10 protein-coding genes are annotated in these 13163 nt (G+C 72.2%); 4 read left to right on the top strand and 6 right to left on the bottom strand.

Annotated elements, in window-relative coordinates; genetic code table 11:
- Positions 1 to 79 precede the first annotated feature (79 nt).
- Complete coding sequence (locus ACZ607_RS10605) at positions 80 to 862, top strand: toll/interleukin-1 receptor domain-containing protein (RefSeq protein ID WP_469733845.1); 783 nt, start codon at positions 80 to 82, stop codon at positions 860 to 862.
- Positions 863 to 940: 78 nt separating this feature from the next.
- Entirely contained in the window at positions 941 to 1381 is a 441-nt protein-coding gene (locus ACZ607_RS10600; RefSeq protein ID WP_469733843.1) for a VOC family protein, read from the top strand.
- Positions 1382 to 1443: 62 nt separating this feature from the next.
- Here the strand turns inward: ACZ607_RS10600 and ACZ607_RS10595 are convergent, their stop codons facing one another.
- Entirely contained in the window at positions 1444 to 2073 is a 630-nt protein-coding gene (locus ACZ607_RS10595; RefSeq protein WP_469733841.1) for a hypothetical protein, read from the bottom strand.
- 118 nt (positions 2074 to 2191) lie between these two features.
- Between ACZ607_RS10595 and ACZ607_RS10590 the strand changes: the two genes are divergently transcribed.
- Together ACZ607_RS10590 and ACZ607_RS10585 are read left to right on the top strand one after the other, a co-directional pair.
- A complete protein-coding gene (locus ACZ607_RS10590) occupies positions 2192 to 5170 on the top strand; it encodes a tetratricopeptide repeat protein (protein WP_469733839.1) in 2979 nt (992 codons plus the stop codon).
- Between the two features lie 166 nt (positions 5171 to 5336).
- On the top strand, positions 5337 to 5762 hold the full coding sequence (locus ACZ607_RS10585) for a spore-associated protein A (RefSeq protein ID WP_469733837.1): 426 nt from the start codon (positions 5337 to 5339) through the stop codon (positions 5760 to 5762).
- Between the two features lie 31 nt (positions 5763 to 5793).
- Here the strand turns inward: ACZ607_RS10585 and ACZ607_RS10580 are convergent, their stop codons facing one another.
- From ACZ607_RS10580 to ACZ607_RS10560, 5 genes are all read right to left on the bottom strand, one after another.
- Positions 5794 to 6351: a DUF3291 domain-containing protein gene (locus tag ACZ607_RS10580; protein WP_469733835.1), complete on the bottom strand. Its 558-nt coding sequence runs from the start codon at positions 6349 to 6351 to the stop codon at positions 5794 to 5796.
- 218 nt (positions 6352 to 6569) lie between these two features.
- Positions 6570 to 7757: a Gfo/Idh/MocA family protein gene (locus ACZ607_RS10575; protein ID WP_469733833.1), complete on the bottom strand. Its 1188-nt coding sequence runs from the start codon at positions 7755 to 7757 to the stop codon at positions 6570 to 6572.
- Between the two features lie 56 nt (positions 7758 to 7813).
- Positions 7814 to 10027, bottom strand: coding sequence for a right-handed parallel beta-helix repeat-containing protein (locus ACZ607_RS10570; RefSeq protein ID WP_469733831.1), 2214 nt, complete (start codon positions 10025 to 10027; stop codon positions 7814 to 7816).
- The gene (locus ACZ607_RS10565) at positions 10024 to 11490 is read right to left on the bottom strand and encodes a M1 family metallopeptidase (RefSeq protein ID WP_469733829.1); all 1467 of its coding nucleotides are present in this window, start codon (positions 11488 to 11490) and stop codon (positions 10024 to 10026) included. Before ACZ607_RS10565 ends, ACZ607_RS10570 begins: the two co-directional genes overlap by 4 nt.
- Positions 11487 to 13160 (bottom strand): type 2 periplasmic-binding domain-containing protein, encoded by a 1674-nt coding sequence (locus ACZ607_RS10560; RefSeq protein WP_469733828.1) that lies wholly within the window; start codon positions 13158 to 13160, stop codon positions 11487 to 11489. The genes ACZ607_RS10565 and ACZ607_RS10560 overlap by 4 nt, the downstream gene beginning before the upstream one ends.
- Positions 13161 to 13163 lie beyond the last annotated feature (3 nt).

Here is a 13163-nt window from a genome sequence, read left to right as displayed (position 1 = left end):
AGCTTCGCCACCGCCGCGGAGCCGCCGGGAAGCGCGGATGACGGGGCGCCCGGGGGCCGTTGCTCGGTACCGTGGAACGGTGACCGAACCTGATCTGCCGACGGCAGAGGATCCCCCGTCCGCCCCTCGCGTCTTCATCTCGTACGCCCAGGACGACAACGCCCACACGGAACGGGTCCGGTGCCTGTGGGCACTTCTCCGGAAGCACCATGTGGACGCGCGGATCGACCTGCCGGCGGCGGAACAGCCCCAGGACTGGCCGATGTGGATGACGGGCCAGATCCGCGAGGCGGACCACATCCTCGTCATCGCGTCACCCGCGTACCGTCGCCGCGCGGAGGGCGAGGAGAAGGCCGGGGTCGGCAGGGGGGTGGCCTGGGAGGCCCGTCAACTGCGCGCGATCGTGCACCGGAACCCCGACGACTGGCACCTGCGCGTCCTGGGCGTGGTCCTGCCCGGCCAGAACAGTGACGACCTGCCTTCGTTCATGACCGGAGGGGCCGTCACCGTCCATGACGTCCCCACCCTCGACCGGCCCGGCATCGAGGGGCTTCTGCGCTACCTCCTCGGCCAGCCGTACGAAACGGTCACGCCGCTCGGCCCTCGGCCCCACCTGCCCGCCCGTGACGTCTCCGCGTCCCCCTCCCCCGCGACGGCTCCGGCCCGGGCTCCGGAAGCCCCGACCGCACCCGCCGCCGCGGCCCCGCAGGGGCCGGCCGCACCCGTGCAGCAGACCATCGTCTCGTACGGCGGGATGGCCGTCGCCGCGCTGAACGGCAACGTCCACCTCCACCAGGCCCCCTTGCCCACGGCGGACACCGACGCGGGCTCCGCCGCCGAGCGCGAGGACGGCGCACCATGACCGGACCCGGAGCTCCGGAACAGGGCGCACACGGCTGAGTTCCCGCTGTGCCGGCCCCGAGTCGTTAGGCTCGGCGACATGACTCTCCAGCGGATGGACAACGTCGCCATCGTCGTCGACGATCTCGACGCGGCAGTCGCCTTCTTCACCGAGCTCGGCATGGAGCTGGAGGGCAGGGCGCAGATCGAAGGCCTGTACGCCGACCACACCACCGGACTCGACGGCGTACGGAGCAGCATCGCGATGATGCGGACCCCGGACGGCCACAGCAAGCTGGAGCTGACCACCTTCCACACCCCCGCGGCTTCCGAAGCCGGGCCGAGGAACCCTCCGCCCAACACGCTGGGCCTGCACCGCGTCATGTTCGCCGTGGACGACATCGACGACACCATCGCCCGCCTGCGCACCCACGGCGCCGAACTCCTCGGCGAGGTGGCGCAGTACGAGAACGTCTACCGGCTCTGCAACCTTCGCGGCCCGGCGGGCATCATCGTCGCCCTGGCCGAACAGATCGGCTGACGCGGGTCCGCCGCCCCGCACCCCACACGGGGAGCCTGTGCGGCGGGGCCGTCGTCATCGCGTCAGGGAAGAGCCTGGGCCGAGTGCGCCGCCCGGCGCCCGGCGAGGGACGCGCGTATCGCGGGCCAGGCATCGAGCCGGGCCGACAGGAACAGCATTCTCACCGGGGTGCCCGCGCGCTCCAGCAGGGCGTTGCTGAGGAGCCACGTCAGATGGCTCTGGGGCCATCGGTCGGCGTGCTCCACGATCAGCAGGACCCCCGCGGGCGCGCCGGGACGTCCCTCGGGGGCCATCGCCGCGGCCGGGGAGGGCCCGGGGCCGTGGGAGGCGGTCATCACCTCCCACCCGGCTTCCGCCGACTCGGCGGCGAGCCGAGCGGCGAGCCCGTCCCTTCGGTCGTCATCGGGTCCGTGCAGCCAGCGCCCCGAGAGCGCCGGCCCGCTGTCGCGCCACTCGCGCAGGCGGTCCTGTGCCGTGGAGGGAACGTCGGTACGGAGCGGGGCACGACGGGACGACGAGGTGTCCGGCCGACGCTCCGGCCAGCGCTCCAACCGATACGCCGGAGAGCCGTCGGCGACGACATGGATGTGCGCGTGCATCGTGCCGTAGGCGAATCCGCCCGCCGCGACGATGTGCTGGGTGTCGGCGGGACACGGTTCGCCGCCGGGGTCCGGGCCCGAGGTGGTCGGCATGACGTCCGATTATGTGCGGTCATGCCCGTCCGTACCTGGCTTTGCGTATTTCTGCGTGGCCGTGGTGGCCGGGCTGTACGTTCGTCCGACCGTCCGTCGACTCCCAGGAGCGCCGTCGATGTCAGCCGCACCGGACAGCACGGTTCCACCCGCCCACCAGAGCGTCCGCGCGGAGAGCGGATTCGCGTACGGGGTGATCGGCGCGGACCTCCACGTCCTCGGCGACGGCATGCCCCTCTACCTCCTCGGGAACTGGAGCCCGGCCGCGCCGGCGCCGGCGCAATGGCTCCGGGAGCTGCCCAGTCGCATGCTCAACGCCCGGAACGCCGTGGTCGGGTTCTCCGGACGCCATGACGAGCGCCGGTCGTTGCACGCGTGGCTGACCGAGTACACGCGGCTGTCGATGAGGTGGCTTCACGGCGCCGGCGGGATGGGCAAGACCCGGCTGGCCGATCAACTGGCCCTGGAGGCCGGCGCGAGAGGGTGGAAGACCGTCGTCGCGACGCACGGCCCCGGGTCGGTACTGCGTTCGGCCTCGCACGACCTGCGCTCGGACGGCCACACGGGTCTGCTGATCATCGTCGACTACGCGGATCGCTGGCCGCTGTCCCATCTGGGCTGGCTCTTCAGCAACTCGCTCCTGCGGCAGCCGGGCGCACCCGTCCGCGTGCTGCTGCTCGCCCGCACCGACGACGCCTGGCTCCCGGTCGCCGAGGCGGCGGCGGACCGGGGAGCCGCGACGTCCCGGCAACGGCTCGACGCGCTGCCGGCCACGGTCGCGGCCCGGACGGAGATGTTCGGCGCGGCTCGGGACGGATTCGCCCGGCACTACGGACTCGCCGAACCACCCGCCGTCGTCCCGGCCGTGCCGCTGGACTCCGCCGGGATGGGGCTCACCCTGGCGCTGCACGTGGCGGCGCTGGTCGCCGTGGACACCCACGTCTCGGGTCGGCGGGCGCCCGCGGACATGGCCGGGCTGACGGTGTACCTGCTCGATCGTGAGCACGCGCACTGGTCGCGGATGGCCGACGGCGGAACGCACCGCGTCGGCGCCGCCCGGGGCGCTCCGCGTACTCCGCCGGAGGTCATGAACCACACCGTCTTCGTCGCCTCGCTCGCCGGACCGCAGACCCGGGACCTGGGGCGGGCGGTGCTGCGTGATTCCGGTATCTGCGACGCCTCGCCGCACCGCGCGGACCAGGTGCTGGCCGACCACGCGCTCTGCTATCCCGCCGCGGAGCCCGGCGACCGCACCGTCCTGGAACCGCTCTACCCGGACCGGCTGGCCGAGGACTTCCTGGCCCTCACCCTGCCCGGCCACTCCGTCACGGACTATCCCGCCCAGGCCTGGGCCGCCCCCACCGGCCGACTGCTGACCGTACGCGACGGGAAGGGCGCGGCACCGGCGCATCTCGCCCGTGTGCTCACGTTCCTGGCGTCGGCTGCCGCACCCGACCGCTGGCCCCATCTCACGGGATACGTCGAGGAGATCCTGCGTGCCGATCCTCTGCTGGCCCTCGATGCGGGCGGCGCCGCGCTGACGGCTCTCGCCGCGGCCGAACTCGACACCGGGGTCCTGGAGGCCGTCGAGGAGCGGCTTCCCACGGGCAGCCACACGGACCTGGACACCGGGATCGCCGCGCTCGTCCACGGACTCGCCGTACGCCGGCTGCCCCTGACCCGGGATCCACTGACCCGTGCCCGGGAGCTCGACCGGCTCGGCGCGCGTCTGGGGTTCGCCGGCCGGCATGGCGAGGCCCTCGAACGCACCCGGGAAGCGCTGGAGACATGGCGATCGCTCGTCACGACGGATCCGCGACGCCACGAGACCGGGATGGCCGGGGCGCTGACCGATCTGGGGATCCGCCTGGCGCGGGTGGGCAGGCGCGAAGAGGCGGTGGCCCCGGCGCAGGAGGCGGTGCGCATCTGCCGCCGCGTCGCGGAGGCGATCGTCTCCGACCCGGACGGCGGCACCGAAGCGCGCAACAACGCTGACGGCGGCACGGAAGTGCGCACCGAGGCTGATGACGACCTCGCCACGGCGCTCAACGAACTCGGGATCCGGCTGTCCGACGTGGGCCGGCGCGAGGAGGCGGTCAGCGCGGCGACGGAGGCCGTGACCCTCCGCCGGCGGCTGGCCTCGACGAACCCGACGGCGTACGAGGAGGGCCTGGCCGCCGCCCTGAACAATCTCGGCAGCTTCCTCGCCCAGGCAGGACACAGGAGCGAGACGCTGGAGATCGGGCAGGAAGTCCTCGCCATCCAGCGGCGGTTGGCGGCCGAGGACCGTGCCGCCCATGAACCGCAGCTCGCCACCGCGCTGAGCAACCTGGGGATTCATCTGTGGGAGGCCCACCGGATGGAGGAGGCGCACGTCCCGACCCGCGAGGCCGTGGCCATCCAACGCCGGCTGGCCGCCGTCAACCCGGCGGTCTACGAGTCCCATCTGGCGGACGCACTGGCCAATCTGGGCGCCCACCTGGCCGGAGCCGGGTTCCTGGAGGACGCCGTGCCTCCGACCGAGGAAGCGGTGGCGATCCAGCGCCGGCTCGCGCGGGCCAACCCCGCCGCGTACGAACCCGGTCTCGCGTGGACACTCAGCAACCTCGGTGCGCATCTGTACCAGGTCCAGCGCCTCCAGGACGCCCTGACGGCGGGCCGGGAGGCCGTGGAGGTCCTGCGGCGCCTGGCCGGGGTCAACCCGGCGGCCCACGAGGCGGATCTGGCGAGCGGGCTGGGCAATCTCGGTGTGTTCCTGATACGCGCCCGTCGCCCCGAGGAGGCGGCCGAGGCGTCCGCGGAGTCGACGGCCGTCCTGCGCCGGCTCGCGGCGGAGAACCCCGCCCTCCATGAACCTGAACTGCTGCGCAGCTGGTGGGTGATCGCGGATGAGCACAAGGAACAGCGCCCGGCCGCGGCACTGGAGGCCGCGGAGGAGGCGGTGCGACTCTGCCGCCGACTCTTCGCGGCGGATCCGGACACCTACGCGACGGACCTGAGTACCGTGCTCAACGCCAAGGCCGACGTACTGCGGATACTCGGCCGCACGGAGGAAGCCGACGCGGTCGTACGGGAGTTGGACGACGAGGACCTGTAGGGAGCGGGGTCGGCGGTGGACCGTCCGTGGGCCGGCCGGTCAGAGCGAACTCCACTGATGTGCAGAGGAGTTGGACGCACCGGGGAGTTGACGTGAACGCACCCCGATGCTCTGATGATCTTGATAATGGTCCACGGCCCCCGCGGTCGTCCCTGAAGGAGTATTCATGCGTCCCTCACTGCGGCGTACGGTCACCGGTGGCGCTCTCTCGATGACGTTCCTGGGGGCCGGTCTCGTCGCCGCACCCTCGGCCTCCGCGGCGGCGGCGTACAACGGCGCCTGCGGGGCCGGATACTCCGTCGTCAATTCGGGCGCGGTCGGCACCCGGGGGATGACGTATCTGACCTACAGCGCGGCCACGGGGAAGAACTGCATCGTCACCATTCGCAACACCCCGGGTACGGGCGTCTACATCTACGCGGGATTCCAGCTCGCCGACCAGGGGAACACCGCCGTGGACGACCACGGGACGTACACCAGCTACGCCGGACCCGTGTACATCAGCGGCAAGGGGGCCTGCATCGACTGGTCCGGCGCGATCGGCCCCGCGCCGGAGCAGTACGTGATCCGGTACGCGACCAACTGCGGCTGATCCACGGGCCGGGTGCGTTCAGGCTCCCTCGTCAGCGCACCCGGTCACCTCTCGGCCCGACGTCCTTGACCGTGGCCGGAGTTCCCTCCGGGGTGAACGGGTCGTGGAAGGTGAAGGCGTGCGGCGCGGAGCCGTGGTCCTGGAGGTGGTGCAGCCTGGAGACCCCGTCCTGCCAGGTGGGTGTCACACCGCCGGGGACCCACCAGAACACGTAGTTCGGGTGGCCGGTCCTCTCGAACCAGTCGTAACGCCTGTTCAGCGCGGTGCGGTGCAGACCGGTGTAGACGGCCTCGAAGGCGGGGCGCAGGCCGGTCCAGAGGGAGAGGGTCGTGGCCAGGGCGGTGGTGTCCGCCGTACGGCCCTTGTCGTACCAGGCCGGCACGGCGAACTCCCCCCACGCGCCCCAGTCCGCCCCGAAGAGCACCCCCGGTTCACCGTCCACCGCTTCGGCACGGGCGAGGTACCCGGGGTGGCGGCCGAACTCCCGGTAGACGGCCTCACCGATCTCGTAGAACTCGCGTGTGAGAGGCGCGGGATCGGCGAGAGGTGACGTCAGGACGCCGAAGGTGTACAGAGCGAGTTGGGGCATGCGTCTCTCCCTGGTCGGGGGTGCCTGAGGGGGCCCGGCCCGGGCTCACGCACGGGGCGAGGGTGCGTGGGGCGCGGTGGGTGATCGCCGGGGACCAGGTGAAGGTAGCCGCCCCCGCGCGCCTTGTCGAAGTTGCGTTTTCCCTCTCCGGGTGGCTTCCCGTACAGGTCCTCGCGGGCTCCGGGGCGGCGTGCGCCCACGAGGTGGCCGGCGGCGGATCACCCCCGGATCTGGCCCCGCTCGAAGTACGCCACCAGTTCCGGGTCGAGGACGGGTACGCGCTCCGGAGTGCCCCCCGAGCGCAGGGAGGACGTGGCCCGGACCCCCGCCGCGACCGCCATCCTGGCGGCCACCGGTGAGGTGTCGGTACGGCCGCCTTCCCTGACGAACCGCAGGAACTCGTCGATCAGCAGCGGATCGGCGCCGCCGTGCCCCGCGTTGTCCTCGGCGGCCGGGATGTCGTGGACCTGGTCCGCGTCCGCGCGGTAGCCGGACCTCCGGGTGTTCCACACCTTCACCTGGCCGCCGGGGCCGTCGCCGAAGTTCTCCAGGCGCCCGGCGTCCCCGATGACGGTGTAGTTGCGCCAGTAGTCGGGGGTGAAGTGGCACTGCTGGTACGAGGCGAGGACGCCGTTGTCGAGTCGCATGTTGAGCAGCGAGACGTCCTCGACGTCGATGACGGGGTTCAGCGCACGCTGGGTGTGCGGGGGCCAGTGGCCGTCCTTGGTGTACCAGTCGTCGGCCTTGGGTTCCCCCGGCGCGCGGCGGTGCGGGTTGTCCCCGTAGACCATCAGGTCGCCCAGCGCCTGGACGTCGCGCGCGTATCCTCCCGCCAGCCAGTGCAGCACGTCGATGTCGTGCGCGGCCTTCTGGAGCAACAGGCCGGTCGTGCAGCGGCGTTCGGCGTGCCAGTCCTTGAAGTACCAGTCGCCGCCGTAGCCGACGAAGTGGCGGATCCAGACGGTCTTGACCTCGCCGACGGCGCCGTCGCGGATCAGGTCGCGCATCAGCCGGACGACGGGCATGTGGCGCATGTTGTGGCCGATGTAGAGCCGGGTGCCGGTCTCGTGGGCGGTGCGCAGGATGGTGTCGCACCGCTCGATGTCTATGTCGAGGGGCTTCTCCACGAACACGGGTTTGCCCGCGCGCAGTGCCTGGCAGGCGAGGTCGGCGTGGGTGTGGTCGGGGGTGAGGACGAGGACCGCGTCGATGTCCGGGTCCTCGACGACCGTGCGGTGGTCGGCGCTCGTGCGGGCCTCGGGGAAGGCCCGTGCCGCCTCCGTACGGGCGCGTGGGTCCGGTTCCGCCAGTGCCGTGACGCGGGCGCCGGAGCCGGGCCGGTGGGCGGTGCGGGCGAGGGAACCGCGCAGGCCGTAGCCGAGCACGCCGATACGGAGGTCGGTCATGGGATGTCCTTCGTTGTGCGGTGGTGCGCGGGGCGAGGGGGTGTGCGCCGGCGTGGTCAGGGGTGGACGAGCACCTGGGAGAGGGCGACGCGTCCGGTCCCCCGGGCCTCGATCCGCACCGTCCGGGTGCGGCTGTCGAGGTCGACGACGGTCGGGCGCAGGGCCTTGCCGCTGATGTGGACCGTACGGTCGTCCGTGACGACGTCGAAGCCGGCCGTCGTGGACGAGGCGTCGTTCCAGACCTCGATCCGGCGGATGTGCCGTTCGGCGCCGAGGTCGGCCTGCCACCACGCGCCCGGCTCGGACAGGGTCCGGCTGTCGGTGTTGGTGTCGGCGTCCAGGGCCAGGGCGGCGGTGGCGGCGCCGTCCGTGGAGGACTGGGTGGCCGTTCCGAGGCGGGCCAGGTCGGTCCGCAGTCGTTCGACCGGTCCGCCGTGGGCGCCGGCCCGGGAGGCGACGGCGAGGGCGGCGGCGGGCAGCCGGTCGAGTCCGGTGAGGTTGTCCGTCATGACGGAGCCGGTGCCGCCGAGGGCGGGGGCGGCGGTGTCGGTCCAGTTGCCGCGCGCGGTGTTGGCGATCCCGTAGTCGGCCCAGTTGGAGACCCACTTGTAGCCGATGCGGGTGATGACGTTCTTCTCGACGAGGATGTGGGAGGACTGCTCGTCGAGGTAGATGCCGTTGCCGTCGCGCTCGGTGTTCCCGTAGGCGGAGCGGTTGATGTAGTTCCCGGACAGGACGGTGCCGGGCTGGGAGCCCTGGGTGTAGATCGCGCCGCCGTCGTGCTGTTCGCTCGCGACCTCCATGACGTCGGTGATCCGGTTGCCCGTCACCTTGTTGTCGCGCAGGACGGAGGTGCGGGCCTCGGGCTGGTTCCATCCCCAGCCGACGGAGATGCCCGAGTAGGGCAGGTGCTCCAGGGTGTTGTGGTCGACGGTCAGACCGGCTTCGTAACCGGCCCAGATGCCCACCGCGTCGGTGTATTCGACGCCCGTGCGGCGGATCGTGTTGTACGCGACGGTGTTGCGCTCCCCTCGGAGTGCGGCCACGGGCATCGGCTCGGTGTCCCCGGCGTACACCGCGCCCGAGGACAGGTCGGTGAAGGAGGAACGGGTCACGGAGGTGTCCTTGGTGCCGGCTTCGAGGACCGCTCCGGCCCCGCCGAGGTGGCTGAACGCCGCGCGGTCGACGGTGACGTGCCGGCCCGCGCGCACGGTGACGGCGGCGGCCGGCTTGGTGTAGTGCCGGCCCGCCTGGTCCACCGGCCCGCTCGCCCCGGTCAGGGTGAGCCCCGCCTGTGTCCCGGCGTACCCCTCGTCGGTGCCGGGCTGCCGGTAGGCGGCGTACGCGAAGCCGATGCCTCGGACCGTGACGTCGTGGACCGCGTCCAGGACCAGGAGCTGTTCGGTGTGCGGGGTGACCACGCGCGCGCGGTGCATGTCCTCGCCGGGGCGCGGCAGGTAGGTGACGGTGCGCGCGGCCGAGTCCCAGGTGAACTCGCCCGGCTGGTCCAGTAGTTCGCGTGCGTTCTCGAAGAAGGCGACACCGGCGTAGCGCGCGGAGTCGACGGTGGTGGAGTCCCAGGAGGGCCCGGTGCGGCCGGTTCCGGCCGCGGAGTTGGCCCAGCAGGGCTGGACGAAGGTCACGGTGTCGCCGTCGACGCCGGCGATCCGGCAGTGGTAGTTGCGCCAGCGGATCCTGATCACGGCCTCGGCGTCGGTGGGGCGCTGCCAGCGGCTGATCCCGGTCGCCGTCGCACCGGTCATCCCGGTCGCGGTGGCGTCGCAGACAGCTGCCGGGCACGCCTCGCCCCGGGCCATGACGGCCCGCTCGCCGTCCACGAACAGCTGGCGCGGGGTGACACCGGCGGGCACGGAAGCGGTCCAGGTGCCTTCGGCGCCGCGCTTCCAGCCGGTGAGGTCGCGGCCGCCGGAGAGCACCGGCCGGGCGCCGGGGGCGGCGGTCCAGGTGACGGTGCGGCCGTCTCCCCCGGAGTCCCGCGCGTCCAGCGTGAGCGGTGCGTCGAGCCGGTACGTACCGCCGGTGAGGAGCACCCGTACGTCGCGGTGGTGTTCGGTCCGGGCGAGGTCCCGGGCCTCCTGTACGCCGCAGGGCCGGGCCGCCGTGCAGGAGTGACCGCGGCCGTTGGGGGCGGTGTACAGGGTGCGGGCCGCCGGTGCGGCCTGGGCGGCGGGTGCGGCGAGGAGGGCGGCCAGGAAGGTGGTGGTGACGGCTGCGGCGGCGGCGCGGAGGGCGTTCGCGGTGCGGTTCACGTGCTGGCCTTCCAGTCGGGGTGACCGGGCATGGGAGGGTTCACGGCTCCGAAGAGCCAGTCGCGCAGGAACGGGTCGAGCGACGTGTCGCCGGTGACGTCGACGGTGTGGCGGATGAAGTCCTCGCTGGAGGCGTTGCCGTCCTTGAACCGCTCGGGCCACAGCCGCATCACCCGGTCGAAGCTCCGGTCGCCGGTCCGCCGGCGCAGGGCGTACAGGACGAGGGCGCCGCCGTCGTAGATGTTGGTGCCGCCGAGCGCCTTGGGCCGTCCGGGCGGGCCGTCCTCGGCCCGGACCGCGTCGAGCTTCTCGTACGCGGTCTTCATCTTGTCGGTGAGGACGGACCAGCCGCGCTCCTCGGCGTAGACGGCGGCGTAGTAGACGGCGGGCCCCTCGTTCAGCCAGGCCTGCTGCCAGTCGGCGGGGGTGACGCTGTCGCCGAACCACTGGTGGACCAGTTCGTGGACCATGGTGGTCTCGTGGGCGGGGCGGCCGTCGGGGCGGGGCTTGAACCAGTTGGTGGAGAACAGGGAGAGCGTCTGGTTCTCCAGGGCGTCGGTGTAGCCGTCGTAGATGTGCACGCCGTAGACGGAGAACGGGTAGCGGCCGAACCGCGCTTCGCACCACGCGAGGTGGTCGGCGGTGCGGGCGGCGATCGGGGCGTACGTGTCCTCCTGGCCCTGGGGGACGATGTGGCGCAGCGGCAGCCCGCGGGGGCCGGTTCCGTACAGGTAGGTGCCCTTGACGACGGCGATGCCGATCAGTTCGGTCGCCATCCGCTCGCGGAGTGCGAAGTGCTGGACGGTGGAGCCGTCGGGGCGCCGCGTCCGGTGCAGGAGTTCGCCGTTGGCGGTGGCGACGTACCCCTCGGGGGCGCTGATGTGGAAGGTCCAGGTGGCCTTGTCGGACGGGGTGTCGTTGCAGGGCAGGAAGGTGTCGGCGCGGGAGGACTGGGCGGCGGAGGCGAATCCGCCGTCGGTGCCGAAGTTCCAGCCGGTGAGACCGAGCCGGGGCGCCTTGCCGTTGCCCCGGTAGCGTACGGCGACGGTGAAGGCCTGGCCGTCGCGCAGGGGGCGGGCGGGGGTGACGGTGAGTTCCTGTCCGCTCCGGCCCGGGGTCAGCTGCCAGGTGGCGGCGCGCCCCTGGACGGTGACGGCCTCGATGGTGTGGCCGTCGGTGTCCAGGTTGAACGCGGACAGGTCCTGGGTGGCTCGGGCCCGCATCGTGACGGCGCCGGTGAAGTCGTAGGTCACCGGGGTGAAGTCGAAGGTCAGGTCGTAGTGGAGGACCTGGTAGCCGCCGTTGCCGAGGGTCGGGAAGAGCGGGTCGCCGACGCCGTCCGAGCCGGGTGCGGGGTCGAAGCGGTGCGGGCGGGCGGTGGCGGGGGCGGCGAGTGCGGGTACGGTGGCCGAGGCGGTGGCGGCGGCCGCGCCGAGGCGCAGGACGGTGCGTCTGGTGGTCACTTCTTCCCCTTCTGGAAGGCCTCTTCGAACTCGCCGCGGGCCTGCTCGCCGCCCTTGGCCAGGTAGTCCTTGACGAGCTGGTCGTACGCGGACATGGGCTTGCGGCCCGCGATGATGTCCTTGAGGGCGTCCTGCTTGAGGGCGTAGAGGCTGCCGGACCCCTTGGAGTCCCACGTGGGCGAGGAGTACTGGAGCGTGGGGTCCTGCTCCATCATCGGGATCATCTTCGTGAACGCCTCGTGGACGTGGCGGACGCCGTCCTCGGAGTCGGCGCTGTAGATCGCGGGGACGGCGGAGGCCATGAACTTCCACGGCACGGTGACGTCCTGGGTGCCCTGCTCGGTCAGGGCGGGGTTGCCCTTGTCGTCACGGGTGAAGTCGGTTCCCTCGACGCCGTAGTTGATCAGGGTGTACTCCTCGCTGCCGAAGGGCGAGGCGGCGAAGTCGGCCAGGGCGAGGATCTGCCGGACCCGCTCCCCGGACGCCTTCTTCACATGGGTGTTCTCCAGCTTGACGTTGTCCGTCCAGGAGACGGCACCCTTGCCGACCGGGACGAAGGGGCGCGGGTCGTACGCCGGGTCGATGGCCTTCATGGCGGCGACGTAGCCGACGCCGGGCGCGAGGTAGGTGGGCACGCCGTCGTAGACGTACGCCCCCTTTCCGTTCTTGAACATGTCCGTGTACTGGGCCTTCTGCGCCCCGGACATCTGGAGGGTGCCGGGGTAGAAGCATCCGGCCTTGTACAGCGCGCGGGCGGTCTCGACGGCCGTGCGGTACTCGGGGGTCTCCAGGTCGATGGTGAACTTTCCGGTCGCGGGGTCGAGGCGCCAGTAGTACGGCGCCCCCGCGGACATGGCGAGCATGCTGGTGGCGCCCGCGATGATCGCGTACCGGTCCTTCGCGGGCCGCGTCAGCTCCTTGCACACCTCGACGAACCGGTCGAGGCCGTCGATCTGGTCGAGGCTCGTGACGCCGACCTCCTCGAACAGGTCGTGGCGGTAGAAGCCGGCGCCGCCGGTCCCGGTGCGGGCGATCGGGATGCCGTAGAGCTTGCCGCCGAAGATGGCGGCCTGCCAGGCGGCCTTCGGGATGGCGGCGAGGTTCGGGTAGTCCTTGACCTTGTCCCCGGCGAGGTACGGGGTGAGGTCGGCGCAGGTGGCCTGGAGGAAGGAGGCCTTGTTGTCGACGCCGCCGACCTCGGGGTACATGAAGAGGTCGGGAAGGCTGTCGCTGGCCACCATCGTGGAGAACTTGGTGCCGTAGTCGTCGGCGGGCACGGCGGTGATGTCGACCCGGGCGCCCAGGAGGCTCTCGATCCGCTTCCAGGCCGCGTTCCTGCCCCGGCGGGGCGGGGGCGGCGAGAAGGTCTCCATGGTGGCGGTGATCGGGGCCGCGCCCTTGAGCGGGGTGTTCCCCGTGGCCCGCAGCGGCTTCGCCGGGTAGCCGAAGAAGCCCTGCGGCACTCCCGTGGCGGTCCCGGCCAGGTCGGGCCTGAGACCGATGTTGCGGACGGCGGTGTCCGGCAGGAGCGAGGCGCTCTTGGCCTCCGCCCGGGCTGCGGTGCCGCCGTCGCCGCAGGCGGCGAGCAGGGGCGCGGCGGCCAGCCCGAGACCGAGACCCGCGCCCATGCGGAACAGTGACCGGCGGTTGATGGGGGTGGTGCTCGACACTGG

Source organism: Streptomyces sp. NPDC104381 (assembly GCF_055583745.1).
Note: the sequence above shows the minus strand (reverse complement) of the source record. Positions and strands in the feature narration are given on the sequence as shown.